Genomic DNA, 19,223 nt, shown 5'->3' on the forward strand with positions numbered 1-19,223 from the left:
ACGCCACGTTCTGCGCGCGCGGAGGGCGGCCCGTGTCCGGAACCCCGGCCGGTGGGAGCGCCGGGCGGGAAATGCCTGTTCCAGCTGTGGTTCGCCGAGGGGGCCGCTACTGTGTTCGACCGTGGAGGAAACGGGACCAGAGCAGCTCAGGTTCTCCCTTCTCGGTCCGATGCGCGCCTGGCGCGGCACCGCGGAACTGGAGCTCGGCTCCCCCCAGCAGCGCGCCGTCCTCGCGATGCTGCTGCTGCGCCGAGGACACGCGGTCGGCGTGGCCGACCTCGTCGACGGGATATGGGGGACGGAACCGCCGCCGGGCGCGGTCTCGGTGCTGCGCACGTACATCTCCCGGCTCCGCAGGCTGCTGGAGCCCGAGCGGGCGCCCGGACAGCCGTCCCACCTCCTCCTGTCCGTGCGGGAGGGCTACGCCCTGCGCACCGACGGCGTCTCCAGCGATGTGGCCGAATGCAAGGAGGCGGTGACGCTGGCGGAGCGCCACCGGGCCGCCGGCGAGGTGGCGGCAGCCCTCCGGCTGCTGAGCACCGCGCTGGCCGCCTGGGAGAGCCCCGCGCTGGCCGGAGTGCCCGGCCCGTACGCCGAGATCTCGCGGACAGAGCTGGCCGAACGGCACCTCGGCGCCCTGGAGTTCAGGCTGCGCCTGGAGCTGGAGCTCGGCCGGCACAAGGCGGCGGTGCCGGAGCTGCTGGCCCTGCGCGACGCGCACCCGCTGCGCGAGACCCTGAGCGAGCTGCTGCTCGTCGCCCTGTACCGGTCCGGGCGGCAGGCCGAGGCGCTGGAGGCCTACGCGCGCACCCGCCGCACCCTGGTCGACGAACTGGGCGTCGAACCGGGGCCGTCCTTACGCGCCCTGCACGCCCGTCTCCTGGCCGGCGACCCCGACCTGTTACGGCCGCCCCCGCGCGGACCAGGGGTCGAAGACGAGCGGGAGAGACCGGGCGGGCCGGACGAGGCGGCCTCCGCGGACGAGGTGGACACGGCCGCCCCGCACCGCACCGGCACCCTGCCCGGACCGACGCCCGGCGACGGGGCACCGGCCCGCCGCGGCGCCACCGTGCGCCCCTCCCAACTCCCCGCGGACCTGGCCACGTTCACCGGCCGCCGCGCCGAACTCGCCCAGGCCTCCGCCCTGCCGGCCGACGGCGACCGAGCGGGGACCGCCGCGTCCGCCATCGGCGTCATCGACGGAATGGCCGGCGCCGGCAAGAGCACCCTCGCCGTGCACTGGGCCCACCGGGTCGCCCACCGCTTTCCCGACGGCAGCCTCTACGTCGACCTCCACGGCTACGACCCCGGCGGCGCCCGGATGGATCCCGGCGAGGCGATCGCGACGTTCCTGGTGGCCCTCGGCGTGGCCCCGCACGACGTCCCCGAGGGGCTGGACGCGCAGGCCGCCCTGTACCGCAGCGTCCTGGCCGACCGCCGGGTGCTGATCGTGCTGGACAACGCCCGCGACACCGAGCAGGTACGGCCGCTGCTGCCGGGTGCGTCCGGCTGTCTCGTCATCGTCACCAGCCGCAGCCGGCTCACCGGCCTGGTGGCCCAGCACGGGGCGTATCCGCTCACGCTGGGACTGCTGAGCGCCGAGGACGCGCGCGAACTGCTCGTCCAGCGGCTCGGCGGTGACCGCGTCGACGCCGAGCCGGAGGCGGCCGACGCCATCGTCGACCTGTGCGCCCGGCTGCCGCTGGCCCTGGCGATCGTGGCGGCGCGGGCCGCGCACCACCCCGGCTTCCGGCTCGCCGACATCGCCGCCGAGCTGCGCCGCGACCACGGCAGCCTCGACGCGTTCGCCGGCCAGGAGACCGGCTCGGACGTCCGCGCCGTCTTCTCCTGGTCCTACCGCGCCCTGTCGCCCGAGGCCGCCGGGCTGTTCCGGCGGCTCACCCTGCACCCCGGCCCGGCCATCGCCGCCGCGACCGCGGCGGCGCCGGCGGGTGTGCCCCGGCGCCGGGTCCGCGCGCTGCTGAGCGAGCTGACCGGGGCGAACCTGCTCATCGAACGGGTCCCCGGCCGGTTCGTCCTGCACGACCTGCTGCGCGCCTACGCCCGCGAACTCATCGCGAAGGAGGACAGCCCGCAGGAACGGGAAGCGGCGCAGCTGCGGCTGCTCGACCACTGTCTGCACACCGCCGACCACGCCTCCGCCGTCCTCGGCCCGTTCGACGAGCGGATCCCCCTGCCGCCGTGCACCCCGGGCAGCGAGCCGCTGCGGTTCGACGACGGCAGACAGGCGACCGCCTGGCTGCGCACCGAACGTCATGTGCTGCGCGCGATCGTCGAGTACGCGGCCGACCAGGGCCACTACGACCACGCCTGGCGCATCGCGTTCACCCTGGACCCGCACTTCGATCGGCTCGGCTACCGGCACGACCTGATGGAGATCAACAAGGCCGCGCTGCACGCCGCCCGCGCCCTGGGCGACCCCATCGGCCAGGCGCACGCCCTGCGGGGCCTGGGTTTCTGCCACACCCGCTTCGACCATCCGGACGAGGCGGTCCGGCTCATGGACCAGGCCCTGGAGCTCTTCCGGCAGGCCGGCGACGCCCTCGGCCAGGCCCGCACCCACCGCTGCCTCGCCCACCAGGCCGACCGGCTGGGACGCTACGACGACTCGCTCGACCACTACGTACAGGCCGGCGAGCTGTACCAGTCCCTCGGCCACCGCAGCGGCGAGGCCGGCATCCTCAACGACATCGGCTGGACGTACATCCGGCTCGACGCGCCCGAACACGCCCTGGAACACTGCGCGAAGTCCGTCTCGCTGCTCCAACAGGCCGGCGACCTCAACGGCGAGGCCGCCGCGCAGGACAGCATCGGCTGGGCGCAGCACCTGCTCGGCAGGTACGACGCGGCCGTCGAGCGGTTCGAGGCGGCCATCGGGCTGTACCGGGAACTCGACAACCGCTACATGGAGGCCGACACCCTGCGCCACCTCGGGGACTCCCACCGTGCGGTCGGCGACCACGAGTCGGCCCGCACGGCCTGGGCCGCAGCGCTGGCCCTGCTGGCGGAGGGCGGCCACGCGGAGGCGGACGAGGTCCGGCAGGACCTGCGCGAACTGGACGCGGGCGAGCGGGGGCCGGGCGCCGCCGACGCGCGGGACCGTACCGGCTACCGCAGGCCCCGCTCCGCCAACGCCACCTTCAGGCTGCGCAGGGCGTAGAACACCCGGGACTTCACGGTGCCCTGCGGGATGCCCAGGGTCTCGGCCGCCTGCTGGGTGGTGCGGTCCGCGAAGAACGTCGCCAGGAGCACCTCGCGGTGCGCGGGTGTCAGCGCTTCCAGCGCGTCGCGCACCACCATGGACGACAGCATCCGTTCGATGTCGTCCGCCTCGGTGCCCAGCTCGGTCAGCCAGGAGTCGCCGCCGATCTCCAACGGCCGCGCCATCCTCGTACGATGCCCGTCGATGACCAGGTTGCGGGCGACCCGGAATATCCACGGACGCACCGCCATCCCGTCGTCGTCGATCAGGTTCCGCTTGTTCCAGCAGCGCAGCAGCGCCTCCTGGACCACGTCCTCGGCGCGGTGGGTGTCTCCGTCCAGCATGCGCAGCACGTACGAGTGCAGCGCCGGGCCGTGTTCCAGGTAGAGGTCGCGCAGTGCTCGTTCCTCGGCGGACAACGAGCTCGCCGAACCGATGACCGTCATGTTCATGGTGTGCTCCTGCTCCTCGGGACGGGATCGGAGTGTTCCGAGGCGCGGTCCACGTTCCGTTGACACCGCGTGTACGCGTCGGTTGACGCGCTGGCCGGGGCCGTTGGAACGGAGAGGCAGCGGGAGGAGACGGAGAAAGGGGGAGAGGGAGGAGAGGGGCGGCGGTCAGGCGTACACCGTCAGTGCCTCCACCTCCCCGCGGATCAGGTCGGCGAGTTCCGCGTCGCCCGGCGGCAGCAGGCCGCCGCGGTCCAACGCGTCCCACATGTGCAGCAGTTCGCGGCCGTGGACGGCGAGGGCCCGCTCGTCGTCGAGCTGTTGCCAGGCCGCCGCCGCCCGCGCCACGTCCGCGGGTGCCCGCCCGTCCATGGCCCCGCACCGGATCCGGGCCACGGCCAGCGCCAGCACGACGGCCTCCCTGTGGTCGCCGCGCAGATGCGCGAGGTACGCCTCCAACGCCCTGGCCTCCACCGCGTAGGGGTGGCCCGCGCCGGTCGAGCCGGTCAGGTCCTCGCGCAGCGCGGTCGCGCGGGCGAACGCCTCGTCCAGCCGGCCGGCGGCGGCCGACGCCTTGATCCGGCCGACCTGTTCGGCGAGTTCGGCGGGCACGTCGGTGACGGCGGCGGTCGTGGCGCGGGCCCGGGCCCGGGCGACCGCGGTGGCGACGGCGGAAGCGGGCTCGGCTGCCGGGGCCGGTGTCTCCTCGGGCACGGGCACGAGGACGCTGCTGGAGCCGTCCGGCGACACCGACAGGACGAAGTGGGCGGCGCCGGGGCCGTCGTGCACCGTCGCCTCCACGACGGCGGCGCACTCCTCGGCGCGGCGCTGCAACTCGTCCAGCACGGCCTCGTGCACGGACTCGCCGGGTGCGGGCACGAGCGGGGCGCCGTCGATCTCGGCGAACCCCTCGTCGGAGATGCGGACTTCGAAGCGGGCCATGGTGGTCCTCCTCACGGGTCGACCGGGGCGGTGGGGGTGACTCCGGGCGTGGCGCCCTCGGGCGGGGCGGCGACGCCCTGGTACTTGGCGAACTGGGTGCGCACGGCGATGACATAGCCCAGGGCGCTGTTCGTCTTCGGTACGCCCCGGGCCGCGCGGACGGCGTCCATCCCGACGTCGTAGCCGGCCAGGGCGAGGTCCAGGACGCTGTTGGTGATCCCTGCGTCGTCGGTGACCGTGTCGATCCCGTTGCCGTCGATCAACTGCTGGGCCTGGTCGGCCAGATCGCACATGTAGCGGCCCTGCGCCATGATCGAGTCCTCGGCGTCCAGGGCGGAGGACTCGCCGGAGTCGTCGTCGTCCTCGCCGTACCGCGCGAAGATCTCCGGCGGCAGCTGGGAGATGCCCTGCTCGCCGTTCGGGCCGACCAGCGCGGCGTTGAAGCCGGACTCCTTCTCCAGCTGCGAGGCGATGACGATCGGGCCGATCGCGTCACAGAGTTCGCCGGCCTGCTGGATGGGGTCCAGCAGATCCTCGGGGACCGTGGTGGTGTCCAACTCGCCCTTCCCGTCGCCCTGAAGGATGTCGAGCGACTGGTTGGCTATCTGCTCGTTGGAACCGTCGCTGCCGCCGCCCCCGCCGAAGAGCAGGATCAGCGTGATCAGCGGTGCCAGGAGCACCCCGAACCCGCCGATCACCACAGTGATGATCACCCCGCCGACCAGGACGACCGGCGCCAGCAGGCAGCCGCAGCCGGAGCCGACGATCGCGGTGTTCCTGGCGGCGTTCGAGCCGCCGCCCCCTCCGCTACCCGCGCTCATGGGCGCATGCCTTCTTCCTCTCGTCTTGAACCGCCGTGCCCGCACGGCCCGTTGTGCTGTCCGCCGGACTCGAAAGGTCCAAACGGGGCCGGGAGCAAAGAAGTTCAAACCAGCTGAAAACACACGAACCAGAACAGCGGAAGACCCAGTCAAGAAGGGGGCGAGACGCACATGGGCACTCCTACGGCAATGCCGTCGGGCCCACAGTCGTGGGAACGGGGCCCGAGGACCCCACGGCCCGCTCCCGGCGGCGACCCGAGCGGTCCGCCGACGGGAACGGACGGGCCCACCACCGGCCCGGCGACGAGGCCAGCGGACGTGGCATCCGGCGGCCGGACCGCCGTTCGGACCGCGGCCCCGGCCGCCCGCGCACGCCGTGCCGCCCCCGCGCGGACCGCCACGCGGGCCCCCGAGACGGCCCAGGGGCGCCCACGGCGACCCAAGGGGGCGCGGTCGCGGGACGAGGTCGGCTGGGTCCAGGCGCACGGCGGCGCCGGGACGACCTCGCTGGTCGAGGCCCTCGGCGGAGTGGACGTAGGAGCCCGCTGGCCGGAGCCCGCCAAGGGCGAGCCGCACCGGATCGTGCTGGTCGGCCGGACCAGCGCGCGCGGACTGCGTGCCGTCTCCTGGGCGCTCGGCGCGCTGAACGAGGGGAAGGCCCCGCGCGGGCTCGACCTGCTGGCCGTGGTCCTCGTCGCGGACGCCCCCGGACGGCTGCCGCTCTCGCTGCTGCGCCGGATCCGGGTGCTGCGCTCCGTCGCCCGCGTGCACCGGGTGCCGTGGATCCCGGCCTGGCGTACGGGCGGCCACCCGAAGTCCCCGCCCCGGCAACTCGTCAGGCTCGCCGGCCTGGTGGGGAGCGAGCGCCTCAGCCAGGGAGCCGGGTCGTGAACCCCCGCCGGGCCGGTGTCCGGTTCCTCGCCGAGGACACCTACACCCCGCCCGTGGAAGCGCACGATCTCATCAACCTGCTCGCCTGGTGCGCCACCGCCTGCGGTGTCGCCGGACTGATCATCGTCGGCATCCAGATGTCGATCCAGCTCAACCGCGGCGAACCGGGCGAGGGCGCCTCGCACTTCCGCGGCTTCTTCTTCGTCACCCTCGGCTGCCTGGTCGCCTCGACGGCCGGTCCGCTCGTCGAGTCCCTCGGCGACCTGCGGCTCCTCGGCCCGTGACACCGGGCCGCCCGCACGCCCTCCGGAACCACCCGCCACCCGCACGCCCGCAGCCCCTGCCGGACGCCAACTTCTCGGAGATCACCATGTCCTCGCTGCTGTTCGAAGTCTCCCATCTGCTCGCCGCCGCCCCCGTCCCCGGCGGTGGTGACACCGCCGTGCCCTCACCGGCGGCCAACGCTCCCACCGAACTGACCGGCAAGGTCAACACGGTCCTCGGCATAGCCGCCTGGGCCGGCACCGCCGCCGGTGTCGCCGGCGTCCTGATCACCGGCGCGATGATGGCCATCTCCGTCAAGCGGGGCGAGAGCTCCGAGCACATGAGCCGGCTCGGCATGGTGCTCGGCGGCTGTGTCCTGGTGTCCACCGCCGGCCCGCTGATCAGCTTCGTCTTCGCGTGAGCCGGGGGGCGACGGAGATGTTCACACGCAGGGAACGACAGGCCGGGCGGAGCGCCGGGCAGAGCGAGGAACCGGGGCCGTACTGGAAGCAGCGCTCCTGGCAGGTGTCGGCCGGGTTCCTCGGCATCGTGTTCGTGGTGGGCGGGATCGCCGCGCTCACCTCCGGTCCGGGCGACCAGGACGACCGGGGGAGCCAGGTGACCGTCGAGGGGCCGCTGTCCGGGGACCCGGCGCCGGCGAACGGCCGGCCACGGGGCTGCCGTACCGACGACAGCGCGGGCGACGCGCTGCCCGAGGCCGCGCCGAAGGACGTTGAGTGGCGCCCGCTCGGCGTCTCGCGCGTGCCCGTGTCCGGCACGGCCGGACCCACCCGGATCGAGAAGAACCTGTGGTGGTGCTTCGCGCACACACCCACCGGCGCCGCGCTGGCCGCCCACGTCATCCCCTCCCAGATGAGCGGGTCCGGCTGGCGCACGGTCGCCGGGCAGCAGGTCGTCGCCGGGCGGGGACGCGATCTGTTCGAGTTCACCCGCGCCACCGTCCAGGACACCGACGTACCCGACGGCAGCACGCCGGTCGCCTCGTACGCGGGCTTCACCGTCACCTCGTACACGACCGAGGCGGCGACCGTGCGGCTGCTCATGAAGACCGACCAGGGCTATGCGGCGACCGCCATCGCGCTGCGCTGGAGCGGCGGCGACTGGAAGGTACTGCCGGGCGAGGACGGCTCCCTGCACTCGAAGGTGTCCACCGTCCAGGGCCCCGGCGGCTTCGTCCTGTGGGGGAGCTGACATGGCCTGCTCGTCCGGCAACCCCGCCGTCGACCTGGCGCTGAGCTTCTTCAGTTTTCTCGGCGACCCCATCGGGACCATCATCAACCTGATCGCGAAGACCATCCTCGCGGGCGCGGTCGCCGCGTTCGCGGCACTGGCCGAGGGCGTCCCTAGCCTGGACAACACGGACTCCTCGAAGCAGATCGGCGACCAGACCTACTGGCTCGTGGTCTATCTCGCGGTCGGCTCGCTGCTGTTCGCCGCCGCCCGCATGGCCATCGAGCGCAGGGGCGACGCGGGCAGGACCGCGCTGAAGGGCATCCTGCGGGTCATTCTCGTCTCGGGCGCCGCCACCACGGTCTTCACGGCGGCCATCGCCGTGGCGGACGGCTTCTCCGAGCACCTGCTGAACCTGGGGGTGAAGGCCAACCTGGAGAACGTCGGCGCCTGTTCGGGTGGCGGCGACATCGAGTCCTTCCTGTTGCTGGTCCTCGCCTTCCTGCTGCTGATCTCCGGGATCCTGCACACGGTCCTGATGTACATCCGGCTCGGCGTCATGATCCTGCTTCTCGGCACCCTCCCGCTGGCCGCCGCGGCCTCGATGACGGACTGGGGGGCCGGCTGGTGGCGCAAGCACGTCGGCTGGCTGATCGCCTGGGTCCTCTACAAACCCGCGGTCGGTCTCGTGCTGTACGCGGGCTCGGCTTTGCTCACCAGTCAGGACGACAAGCACGGCAACACGGCGGGCGAACGCATCGCCGGCATCGGCCTGATGCTGCTGTCAGCCGTCGCGCTGCCCGCACTGCTGAAGGTCATCGTGCCCGCCACCGCGGCCATCGGCACCGGCGACGGCATGTCCGCCCTGGGCGGGGCAGCGAGCAGCTTCGCGACCGGAGCGGTCCAGTTCGCCGCCATGAGCGGCGGCTCCGGCGGGGGCATGGGCCCGCGGGGCGCGTCCGGATCGGGCGGTGCCTCCGGTTCCGGCGGCTCCGCCGGCGCGGGCGGACAGCCGGGCTCGACCGGACAGGGCGGCACGAACGGCGGTGCCGCGGGAGGCGGCCGGACCGGTGCCGGGGCCGGGGCGGGCGCCGGAGCCGCCGGTGCCGGGACCGAGGCCGCCGCGGCCATGGGCGGACCCGCCGGTATCGCCATCCTCGCGGCGGTGGCCGTGTCACAGGCAGCCGCCGGAACCATCAGCGGCGCCGTCGAGGGCGCCGACGGCGAGAAGGGCAACAACACCTGACCCGGGGGCGGTGAGTCATCCGCCGGGCGGTGAGCCATCTGCCGGGGCGGTGAGCCACCTGCCACGCGCCCGCCCCCTGTCACGCACCCACCGCCCGCCCCACCCGGAGCCGCCGCCGAACTCCCCCCTCCCCTCCCGGGAGTTCGGCGGCCTCCCCCGCTCCTCGCACACCTCAAGCCACTCAGGAAGGGAACCGGACCTCATGTCCACGCAAGCCGTCACTCATCCGACCTACGGGAACTGGCGCCGGCCACGCCGGGCGGGGCTCGGTCCGCTCGGTCTGGTCGGCACCTTCGTCGTCTTCGGCGGACTCGTCATCACCCTGCTCGCGTCGCTGATCTCGCTGTACGCCGCGCTGACCGTGCTCGTGCCGGTCGTGCTGTTCCTGATCCCGCTGGCCATCCGCACCCAGGACGGCCGCAACGTCTACCAGCTGCTCACCCTGCGCATCGGCTGGTGGCGCCGGAAGGCGAAGGGCGCCCACCTCTACGTCTCGGGGCCGCTGTCCGCCCGCCCCGGTGGCCGCTTCCGCCCGCCGGGCCTGCTGAACAAGGTCACCGCGACCGAGGGCCGGGACGCCTACGACCGGCCCTTCGGCGTCCTGCACCACCCCAACCGCAACCTGTACACGATCGTCCTCGGCTGCGATCCCGACGGCGGTTCCCTCATCGACCCGGACCAGGTCGACATCTGGGTCGCGCTGTGGGGCGAGTGGCTGGCCCGGCTGGCCCACGAACCCGGCCTGCGCGGCGCCTCCGTGATCGTGGAGACCGCCCCCGACACGGGCACCCGGCTCGCCAACGAGGTGCTCCCCCGCATCCACGCCGACGCCCCGCCCGCCGCCCGCGCGGTCATGGAGGAGGTCGTCGAGCGCTATCCGACCGCCTCCTCCGAGATGCACACCTACGTCTCCCTCACCTACGGCGTCCCGGCCGGCCAGAAGCGCAAGCGGGACGACGTGATCACCGACCTCGCCATCCGCATCCCGGGCCTGCTCAGCGGGCTCGTCGCGGCCGGCGGCGGCTCCGCGTATCCGCTGACGGCCGAGCGGATCGCCGAGGTGGTCCGGGTCGCCTACGATCCCTCGGTCGCCGCCGACGTCCTCAACGCCCGTGCCCAGCACGGCGGAACGGGCCTGGAGTGGGACGACGCGGGCCCCGCCGCCGCCGTCGAGACCGTGAGCAGCTACCAGCACGACTCGGGGGTGTCCCGGACCTGGCTGATGACCCTGGCGCCCCGCGGCACCGTACGGTCCTCGGTGCTGCGGGGCATGCTGGAGGCGGCTCCCGGCACCCGCCGCAAGCGGGTCGCGCTGGTCTACCGGACCATCGACCCGGCCACCTCGGCCCGGATCGTCGAGGCGGACCGGCGCAGCGCCCAGTTCATGGCGACCTCCGGCAAGGGCATGGTGCAGGCGCGCGCGGCCTCCGAGGTGCGGGCGGCGGAACAGACCGCGACGGAGGAGGCGGCGGGCGCGGGGCTCGTGGAGTTCTCGCTGATGCTGACGGTCACCGTCGACACGGCACAGGAACTCGCCGACGCGAGTGTCGCCGTACGGAATCTGACCGCGGCCTCCCGGGTGCTGATGCGGCCCGCGGACCGGATGCAGGCGGCGGCTTTCAGCTGCACCCTGCCCGCCGGGATCCTCCCGTGGGAACAGACCCTCGTCCCGCACGAGTTGCAGGAGGCACTGTGAGCCGGCGGAGCCAGGAGCGGAAGGCGGAGCTGGCCGACCGGCTGGCCGAGGCGGGGAAGGTGTCCGCGAAGAAGCCGGGGAGACCCGCGAAGGCCGGCCGGCCCAAGGAGCTGTTCGTCCCGCCCCGCGGCTGGGTGGGCGCGGGCGGCGGCCGGGTCGGCTATCTGGATCCGCCGACCATGTGGCGGGCCACCACCGTGCAGGCCTGCGGCATGTGGCCGTTCGCCGCCGGTTCGGGCTCGCCGATGACCGGAGTGCCGCTCGGGCAGCACCTCTTCACCGGCGCCACGGTCTGCGGCGACCCGCTGAACTGGTTCACCCGGGCCCGCTACATCTCCAACCCCTCCCTGTTCATGCTCGGCATGCCGGGCCTCGGCAAGTCCACCCTCGTCAACCGGATGCTGATCGGGCTCGCCGCGACCGGTGTCGTCCCGCTGGTGCTCGGCGACCTCAAGCCCGACTACGCCGACACCGTCCGCGCGCTCGGCGGCCAGGTCATCTCCATCGGGCGCGGCCGGGGCGGCATCAACGTCCTGGACCCGGGCGCGATGGGCGCGGCGGCGGCGAGGATCGGCGGCCAGGCCGGCGACGTACTGATGGCCGAGGCGCACGGCCGGGTGCTGAACATGGTCGCCGCCCTCATCACCATCGTGCGCGGCCGGCCCATGGACGACCACGAGCAGTCCGTGCTCTCCGCCGTCCTGCACCACCTGCGCGAACGCACCGTCGCCGGCCGTCCCGTGCTGCTGCCCGACGTGCTGCGGGTCCTCACCGAGGGCCCCGACCGGGTGCGCGCGGTCACCCTCGACCGCGGCGACGACACCCGCTACCGGGACGCCGTCGACCCGCTGCACCGCTCGCTGCTCGGCATCCTCGACGGCCCGCTCGGCGACACCTTCGCCTCCGAGACGTCCACCCACATCGACCCGGACGCGCCCGCCGTGTGCATCGACATCTCCGGCATCGGCGAGGCCGACACCCAGCTGACCGCCGCCGCGATGCTCGCCGCCTGGTCCGACGGGCTCGGCACGGTGGCCGCCTCGCACGCCCTCGCGGACGCGGGCCTCGCCCCCCGGCGCTGGTTCTTCACCGTGCTCGACGAGCTGTGGCGCCCGCTGCGCGCCGCCACCGGCATCGTCGACCGCATCGACGCGCTCACCCGCCTCAACCGCTCCCTCGGCCTCGGCGACGCCAAGATCACCCACACCCTCAAGGACGCCGAGGCCCTCGGCACCGACGCCGACCGCGCCAAGGCGCGCGGCTTCGTGGAGCGGGCCGGGATGGTCGTGTGCGCGGGTCTGCCCAAGGCGGAGATGGAGGACCTGGGCAAGATCGTGGGCCTGTCCAGGCGCGAGATCGAACTCGTGTCGTCGTGGTCCTCGCCCCCGGGCTGGGGTGTCAACGGCGACAACGAGGAACCGCCCGGCCGCGGCCGCTTCCTCATCAAGGTCGGCGGCCGCCCCGGCATCCCCATCAAGGTCGCGATCACCGAGGCCGAGCGTCACCTGCACAACACCAACCTCCGCTGGACGACCAACGAGGAAGCCGTCGAACGGGCCACGGCCCTCGCCGCGGGACAGGTCGCACGGGCTTCCCAGGAGGGGGCGTACGTCCTTCCCGCCCAGGAGGAGGCTTACGACCGTCCCGGCGCCGCCGATCCGGAGGCCGCGGCGGGAAGGCGGACCGCATGAGCGCCCCGCGCGGCGGCGACATCAACGAGCAGTTGCCCTGGGCGCTCACCGCGATCGCCTGCGGTGGCCTGGTCCTGTTCCTCGGCGCCTGGTCCGGCGGCACCCTCGGCGCCGGAATCGCCGGGTACGGCTGGGACGCCCCGCCGTTCGCCCTGTCCACCCTCGTCCGGCTGACCTCCGACGGGCCGGACGCCCTGTGGCCCGGGGTGCCGGCCGCCGTCGTCTACGCCGGCATGCTCGGCCTGCTGGCGCTCTTCTCGATCCCCGTCGGACTCGTCCTGGCCGTCCTCCTGAGGCGCGCCGACCGCCCCAAGGGCCTCGCCGGCCGCCGCGAACTCGCCGCCATGTGTCCCAGGGGCATCGCGGCCCGGGCCCGCGAGCTGCGCCCGACCCTCAAGGGCCGCGAGCGGCTGCACCCGGACGAGACCGGCAACCTCCTCGGCGATCTCGCCCCCAACGGCCCTGAGCTGCGCAGCAGTTACGAGGACGTGGAGCTCGACCTGATGGCGCCCCGGGCCGGCAAGTCCACCGGCATCGCCGTCCCCCGGGTGCTGCGCGCCCAGGGCGCCGTGCTGCTCACCTCGAACAAGTCCGACGTGTACGCCGTCACCCGCGCCGAGCGCGAAAAGGCGGGCACGGTATGGACGTTCGACCCGCAAGGCATCGCGCACAGCCCGCGCGCCATGTGGTGGGACCTGCTCAGCGAGTGCCACACCACCGAGGGCGCCCGCCGGCTGGCCGGCCACTTCGTGGCGTCCGTCAACGACGACACCGCGAAGAAGGACTTCTGGATCTCGGCCGCCCAGAACACCCTCACCGCCCTCTTCCTGGCCGCCGCCCGCAGCGGCTCCGCGGTCACCGACCTGCTCGGCTGGCTGGCCGACCCCGCCGACCGCACGCCGGTCGACCTGCTGCGCGACCACGGACTGGTCGCGATGGCCGAGCAGTTGCAGGGCACGGTCCGTGGCGCGGTGGAGACCCGGGACGGCATCTTCGAGACCGCCCGCCAGACCGTCTCCTGCCTGCTCGACCCGGAGATCCTCGCCTGGGTCACCCCCGACCCCGCGCTGCCCGAGTTCCGCCCCGAGCGGCACGTCCTGGGCACGGACACCCTCTATCTGCTGTCCAAGGACGGCGGCGGCTCCGCGGCCGGCGTCATCGCGGGCATCGCCGACGCGACGATGCGGGCGGGCGTGGTCGCCGCCGAACGGATGGGCGGCCGCCTGGACCCGCCTCTCACAGCCGTCCTCGACGAGGCCGCCAACGTATGCCGCATCTCCGATCTGCCCGACCTCTACTCGCACTTCGGCTCGCGTGGCATCAACGTCGTGACGCTGCTGCAGAGTTACCGCCAGGGCGCCCGGGCGTGGGGCGAGCTGGGCATGGACGCGCTGTGGAGCGCGGCGACCGTCAAGCTCCTGGGCGCGGGCCTGGACGACGCCGACTTCGTCCAGAAGATCTCCACGCTGGTCGGCCAGCACGACGTGCGGACCCCGAGCATCTCCCGTGGCAGGGACGGCACTTCACGCTCGTACTCCTACCGCCAGGAGGCCGTCCTGCCGCCCGACAGGATCCGCGCCCTGCCCAAGGGCACCGCGCTCCTGCTGGCAACCGGTGTCAAACCCGCCCTGATCCGGCTGCGCCCCTGGTACAAGGAGCCCGGCGCGGGCGCCATCTCGGCGGCGGCGAAGGCGGAGTCGGCGGCCATCACCGAACGGGCGGCACGCCGTCATCCGCGGGGCGTACAGCTGTCCAAGCCGGCGTTCGCGGAGGAGTTCCGAGCGTGACGGTGCGCAGCAGCAGCTCGACGGGCCCGTACCGGACTCGCCCCATCAGTCGTGCGCCGAGGGCGAGTTGGGCGGCGTACAGCAGCACGCAGCCCGCACTGACGAGGGCGGTGCCGACCCGGCCGTAGAGCCCGAGTCCGTACCCGGTGAACACGCACGCGAGGACGAGCGACTGGGTGAGGTAGTGGGTGAGCGACATCCGCCCGGCGGCAGCGAGCAGACGGGCGGCCCGGCCACGGGTGTCGAGCAGCAGAAGCAGAGCACAGGCGTACGCCGCCGTCAGCGCGGGCGAGGTGAGTGTCGCCACCGCCTGCCCGACCATGAACCACCGGCCGTCCAGCGGGCCTTCGGCACAGCACGCGGTGAACACGCTGCCGACCAGACCGACCGGCAGCCACCGTACGACGACCCGCCGCAGCCAGGCCCGGTCCCGGCCCCGCCGCTCCATGAGCCCCGCCTTCGCCGCCGCGAGCCCGGCCAGGAACGCGGCCAGGATGTCGGGCGCGTAGAGCAGGTCGGCGCCGAGGTGCGCGGGGAGTTCGCCGAGGTGGGCGCCGACGACGGAGCGGAATCCGCCGCGGTACGCGTGCACGATCGGGGGCACGTGGGAGACCGGCGCGCGCGGGGTTGCCGGCACTGCCGGGTCGGTGAAGGCGAGGACGAGCAGCCCGTATCCGAGCAGCAGCACGGCCAGGGCCACGACCAGGCAGCCCGCGATCCTCAGCGCGGCCCGCGGCCCAAGACCCCGCAGCCCGTACAGCACCAGCCCCAGGACGGCGTACGTCATCAGGATGTCGCCGGGGAAGAGCAGCACGGCGTGCGCGACGCCGAGCGCGAACAGGGCGAGCGTGCGCCGCAGATGAAGCGACGCGAAGGCGGTGCCCGCCCGCCGGGCGGCCCGCTCCTGGAGCACGAAGCTGTAGCCGAACAGGAAGGAGAACGGCAGATAGAACTCGGTGGAGACCAGCGCGGTCACCAGCCAGACGACCCCCCGGTCGAGGCCCGAGCCCCCGGCACCGCCCACCTCCCCCGCGTAAGTCCCGGCGATCATCGGGGCGTTGACCAGCAGGATGCCGAACAGGGCGAACCCGCGCAGCATGTCGACCTCGTGGACGCGCGGGGCGAGGCCGATCTCGCCCCGCCCCTGGAGGCCGCCCTCGTCCGGCGACGTCATGGCGACACCACCACCGAGGTGCCGAAGGCCACGGTGGACGACAGGAACCACCCGAACGCGGGCGCCAGCAGATGCCGTACGTCCCAAAGCCGGGCCGAGGCGGGCCGGTTGCGCACGTAGACCACAGGGACTCGCTCACCGACCGGCGGCAGCCCGCACAGCGACCCGTACCTCCCGGGATCCAGGACGGCGGCGCGCCCGAGGTGATCGCAGAACACCACGACCCCGCCGAGCCGCCCGTCGACCGGCACCCACGCCGTCACGACCCCGATCGCCCGCAGCCCGCGCACGCGCAGCCGCAGCGCCGTCACGCCGGCCCGCAGCCCCATCCACAGAAACCCCAGCCCCAGCCCGGCGAACAGCGCAGGCAGCACCGACCACGCCTCCATAAAGCCAAACCCCCTTCAGCGGGCTTCATCGGGCGTACGCCCGTCCCGCGCACAACGGCTGCCGGGCACCGCGTGGTTCACACCCGCGCTTGAACCGCCGTACGCAGCAGGCCCGTTGTGTGAGCGCACCGACCGGGAGTCACCTTCGAAGGGAGCTTCGGCCCAGATGAGACAGCCCCTGCGCACACACGGGTACCGGACGGCGGCCGCGGTCGCCCTGGCCTGCGCCCTGACGGCGGCGACCCAGCAGCCCGCCCGAGCCGCCCCCGAGACCCTCACCGAGGTACGCGCCCAACTCCAGCGCCTCTACCACGACGCCGAGGTCGCCACGGACAAGTACAACGCCGTCGATGTGAAGGTGACGCGACAGAAGAAGCGGGTCCGCGCGCTGGACGCCCAGATCCACGCGACGGAGCAAAAACTGGACCGTCTCACCTCTCGGGCCGGTTCGGCGGCAGCGGCCCAGTACCGCACGGGCGGCCTACCGGCCGAATTCCAACTGGCCTTGGCCTCCGATCCCGAAAACGCCCTGGACAACGCGTCGTTGGCAACCCAGGCGCAGCAATCGACCCAGAACCTCCTCTCCTCCCTGACCACCACCCGCGAGGAGCTGCGCACCCGCACCGAGGACGCCTCCGACGAACTGTCCCGCCTCCGGAAGAACCGCCGCGCCATGGACACCGAGCGCCGGACGATCGAGCAGCACATCGCCGAGGCGAAGAGGCTGGAGTCGAGCCTGGCGGCGGAGGAGCGCCGGCGCCTGGCGGCCCTGGAGGCGAAGGAGGCGGCGAAGTCCCAGGCGAAATGGGAGGCAACGGGCGCCGTCACTCAGACGAGCACCAAGGCAACCCCGGCCGCCCGCAAGGCCATCGCCTACGCCGAACGCCAACTCGGCAAGCCCTACGTCTGGGGCGCCGAGGGACCCAACTCCTTCGACTGCTCGGGCCTGACCTCAGCGTCCTGGCTGGCAGCGGGCGTCACCATCCCCCGCACCTCAGAACTCCAGTGGTCCCAACTCCCCCACGTCCCAACCTCCCAGATGCGCCCCGGCGACCTCGTCATCTACTTCTCCGACGCGAGCCATGTGGCCCTGTACATAGGCAACGGCAAGATCATCTCGGCACCTCGGCCGGGGCGGGTGATCTATATATCGCCCGTGGCGTCGATGGAGATTTTGGGGGTGGTGCGGCCGGAGGCGTGAGCTCCGCCCGCAGCGACAGCAGGAGGACCATGTCAGCCATATCGACAGAGAAGCCTGAGGCCTCCGAAACCAAGAACCCCGAGGCCGAAGAGAAACTCCCCTCACCACCGCTGTTCATCCTCTACATGGAAGGACCCGCCTACGGACAGACACTGCGCCAACTGACCCTGTGGACCCACCACGTGCTCCTGCCGGTCTACGGCAGAGAGGTCACCTCCACGTCCCCCTGGTGCCCCCGCTGGTGGGACCACCCCGAGGCGGTAGCCCAACTCCACGGCCTGTGGCTCGCCTGGGGCCACCTGACGGGCCCGGACTCGGAGATGACGGGGCCGGCGAGCTGGCACCGCGACTACCTGTCCTCGGTCATGGACACCCTGCGCGACCCCCGAGGCCCGTTCGCCGGCTGCAAGCCGGGCATGCACCGCCCGAAGGAGAAGCCCATGGTCGAGGCCATCGACCCGTTCGGGCCTCGAAATACTGGCACCGAGGATGACCAGCAATGAACCGGATACCCCCGCGGAAACGTTGTGTGTGGCGACCGGAGTACGTATCCGGTCGACGGCGCTGAGACAGATGCCGTAACAGGCTCCACACGGAGCAGCCATTCATCCATCAGGAAGGGTGAAATGCCAGGAACAAACTCACCAATCAGCGACGACTCCAACGCCAGTTCCTACTACTCCGTCGAGATGTACCCGGACAGGATCCGCCCGTCGACGACTCCCGTCCCGGAACAAGCGGCACCCCCGCTTCCGCCGGGAGCCGACCGCGGGTGGTACGACTCACAAGGGGGTGTGTTCTACGCCGACACCTCCGGCAAAAGGACAAGGCCGCCAGAGGGAAAGGTTTCGGTTTACCACGCGGCCAAGGAAAGGTGGAGGGATCTCCCGCAGAACTACAAGCATTTCGCGAGGGCTTTCCTCGATTTCCTTCCCAACGCCGCGCAGGGTCTCTCGCCCCTGGTCGGAGGAAAAGCCGGGGTGGGTCTGAATGCGGCGGGAATCATCGGTCAGACCGTCCTCGGCAGCTCAGGCCTCAGGGAAGAGTACAAGAACTACCAGGTCGGCGGCGCAGGGAATGTCGACAGGATAAACCTGGCTGCGGACGCGGCCCGGATCGCCGCCGCAGTGGGAAGCACGGTAGCCACTGTCGGCGGGGACGGCAAAGTCCCCAGCAGGATCGGCGGGGCATCGACCTTCGTGGCTGGTGCCGCAGTCACGGCGAGAGAGGTACATAGCCACCACACGGAGGAGCGGAAGAAGCGCGAAGAGAAAACCGCAGACAACGACGGCGACTACGAAATGGGTCCCCTCGCGGGGAGTCGCAAGCGGCCCGATCTGGAGTCCCACGGACGCGGCGGCTATCACCCCACCTCGTCCTATCAGACGTCAAGGCAGCCGCTCGCGAATGAGCACCGGGAGGCCATCTCCTACGCGCTCAACGCCACCGGCTCGTCGCGGTCGGACCAAGGGGCCCTCAGCAGGGCGGCCCGGGACTACACTCCGGCGCCCTCCATGTCACGACACGGAGACGTAAAACCCCGCGACAACAACGCAGGGCACGCAGCCGCACTCAAGAAGGCCAGGGACGGCAAGAAGGCGGAGCACACTCCGGGGGGCCGCGGGTATCAGGAGCCGACCTCGCAGCACACGGGGTCGCAGCGACGCGACGCCGATGACCTAACTGCACGCGAGCGCAGGCACAAGGAGGCAAGGGGGACAGAGCAGCCTCTCCCGGCCAGCTATCAGGAGCAGGCCTCGCGGCACGCTGGGGCGCAGCGGCCCGAGTCCGCTGGACCTTACGGCATGCCTACGACGAGGATCTCCGCAAGCTCTCACACGCCACAGACGTCCGTCCCGGGGTTCAATCCCAGCGCCTACAATCCGCCCCCGCGCTCATCGCAGAGCAGGGCAACGCTCAACGACGAATCTGCACACGCGCGCAGGCACAAGGAGACAAGGATGGAAGAGCAGAAGGTCAGGCGGTAATCGCGCCCTCCAACTCCACTCACACGGCCGCGCCCTTGAGGCGCGGCCGTGTGCCTTTGCATTCAGTCTCCTCGCCGTACTGAACCAGCCGCCGTGCGCGATCCGTTGTGCCTCTCGAACCACCACGGATCACAGTCCACAGGTTGGGGAGGTACGCACATGCCCGCTGCCAAAACGTGGAGGCTCGCGCCACACGGTCTCCTGAAGCGGCGCCGGTCCTCGTCGCACTCGGAAGCGTGTTATCCCAGTCAGCCCCCACCAAGACCGGCA

At 72.5% G+C, this 19,223-nt stretch carries 17 protein-coding genes; 12 read left to right on the top strand and 5 right to left on the bottom strand.

The genetic code is table 11. The annotated features are described in order from the left end of the window. Positions 1-121: 121 nt before the first annotated feature. Positions 122-3,181: an AfsR/SARP family transcriptional regulator gene (locus M2283_RS28750; RefSeq protein WP_280879317.1), complete on the top strand. Its 3,060-nt coding sequence runs from the start codon at positions 122-124 to the stop codon at positions 3,179-3,181. On the opposite strand, the gene M2283_RS28755 is transcribed toward M2283_RS28750, so the two are convergent. From M2283_RS28755 to M2283_RS28765, 3 genes are all read right to left on the bottom strand, one after another. Then, entirely contained in the window at positions 3,130-3,675 is a 546-nt protein-coding gene (locus M2283_RS28755) for a sigma-70 family RNA polymerase sigma factor (protein WP_280879318.1), read from the bottom strand. The two genes, M2283_RS28750 and M2283_RS28755, sit on opposite strands and share 52 nt — an antisense overlap. 165 nt (positions 3,676-3,840) lie before the next feature. After that, positions 3,841-4,614, bottom strand: a complete 774-nt coding sequence (locus tag M2283_RS28760; protein WP_280879319.1) for a hypothetical protein — start codon at positions 4,612-4,614, stop codon at positions 3,841-3,843. A gap of 11 nt (positions 4,615-4,625) precedes the next feature. Next, positions 4,626-5,435 (bottom strand): transglycosylase SLT domain-containing protein, encoded by an 810-nt coding sequence (locus M2283_RS28765; protein ID WP_280879320.1) that lies wholly within the window; start codon positions 5,433-5,435, stop codon positions 4,626-4,628. Positions 5,436-5,753: 318 nt separating this feature from the next. On the opposite strand from M2283_RS28765, the gene M2283_RS28770 reads away from it, so the two are divergent. The 8 genes from M2283_RS28770 (at position 5,754) to M2283_RS28805 (ending at position 14,201) form a co-directional block, all read left to right on the top strand. After that, on the top strand, positions 5,754-6,326 hold the full coding sequence (locus M2283_RS28770) for a hypothetical protein (protein WP_280879321.1): 573 nt from the start codon (positions 5,754-5,756) through the stop codon (positions 6,324-6,326). Beyond that, the gene (locus M2283_RS28775) at positions 6,323-6,610 is read left to right on the top strand and encodes a hypothetical protein (RefSeq protein WP_280879322.1); all 288 of its coding nucleotides are present in this window, start codon (positions 6,323-6,325) and stop codon (positions 6,608-6,610) included. Before M2283_RS28770 ends, M2283_RS28775 begins: the two co-directional genes overlap by 4 nt. Before the next feature lie 86 nt (positions 6,611-6,696). Further along, positions 6,697-7,011, top strand: coding sequence for a hypothetical protein (locus M2283_RS28780; protein ID WP_280879460.1), 315 nt, complete (start codon positions 6,697-6,699; stop codon positions 7,009-7,011). A 17-nt stretch (positions 7,012-7,028) separates the two neighbouring features. Beyond that, positions 7,029-7,802 (top strand): hypothetical protein, encoded by a 774-nt coding sequence (locus tag M2283_RS28785; protein ID WP_280879323.1) that lies wholly within the window; start codon positions 7,029-7,031, stop codon positions 7,800-7,802. 1 nt (position 7,803) lies between these two features. Further along, positions 7,804-9,027 carry a hypothetical protein gene (locus M2283_RS28790; RefSeq protein ID WP_280879324.1) on the top strand — a complete coding sequence of 408 codons (1,224 nt, stop codon included), beginning with the start codon at positions 7,804-7,806 and terminating at the stop codon, positions 9,025-9,027. A gap of 202 nt (positions 9,028-9,229) precedes the next feature. Beyond that, entirely contained in the window at positions 9,230-10,723 is a 1,494-nt protein-coding gene (locus tag M2283_RS28795) for an SCO6880 family protein (protein WP_280879325.1), read from the top strand. Positions 10,724-10,782: 59 nt separating this feature from the next. Then, positions 10,783-12,414 (top strand): ATP/GTP-binding protein, encoded by a 1,632-nt coding sequence (locus M2283_RS28800; protein WP_432423139.1) that lies wholly within the window; start codon positions 10,783-10,785, stop codon positions 12,412-12,414. Then, a complete protein-coding gene (locus M2283_RS28805; RefSeq protein ID WP_280879327.1) occupies positions 12,411-14,201 on the top strand; it encodes a TraM recognition domain-containing protein in 1,791 nt (596 codons plus the stop codon). Before M2283_RS28800 ends, M2283_RS28805 begins: the two co-directional genes overlap by 4 nt. Here M2283_RS28805 and M2283_RS28810 read toward each other — a convergent pair. Next, a complete protein-coding gene (locus tag M2283_RS28810; RefSeq protein ID WP_280879328.1) occupies positions 14,122-15,375 on the bottom strand; it encodes a DUF418 domain-containing protein in 1,254 nt (417 codons plus the stop codon). The two genes, M2283_RS28805 and M2283_RS28810, sit on opposite strands and share 80 nt — an antisense overlap. Then, on the bottom strand, positions 15,372-15,764 hold the full coding sequence (locus M2283_RS28815; protein WP_280879329.1) for a hypothetical protein: 393 nt from the start codon (positions 15,762-15,764) through the stop codon (positions 15,372-15,374). The genes M2283_RS28810 and M2283_RS28815 overlap by 4 nt, the downstream gene beginning before the upstream one ends. Before the next feature lie 166 nt (positions 15,765-15,930). Here M2283_RS28815 and M2283_RS28820 point away from each other — a divergent pair, with 166 nt between their 5' ends. The 3 genes from M2283_RS28820 (at position 15,931) to M2283_RS28830 (ending at position 18,953) form a co-directional block, all read left to right on the top strand. Then, a complete protein-coding gene (locus M2283_RS28820) occupies positions 15,931-16,965 on the top strand; it encodes a C40 family peptidase (RefSeq protein WP_280879330.1) in 1,035 nt (344 codons plus the stop codon). 29 nt (positions 16,966-16,994) lie between these two features. After that, positions 16,995-17,468: a DUF4913 domain-containing protein gene (locus M2283_RS28825; protein WP_280879331.1), complete on the top strand. Its 474-nt coding sequence runs from the start codon at positions 16,995-16,997 to the stop codon at positions 17,466-17,468. Between the two features lie 291 nt (positions 17,469-17,759). Next, on the top strand, positions 17,760-18,953 hold the full coding sequence (locus M2283_RS28830) for a hypothetical protein (protein ID WP_280879332.1): 1,194 nt from the start codon (positions 17,760-17,762) through the stop codon (positions 18,951-18,953). Positions 18,954-19,223 lie beyond the last annotated feature (270 nt).

Origin of the sequence: Streptomyces pseudovenezuelae, assembly GCF_029892565.1 — a bacterium.
Taxonomy (GTDB): Bacteria; Actinomycetota; Actinomycetes; order Streptomycetales; family Streptomycetaceae; genus Streptomyces; species Streptomyces pseudovenezuelae_A.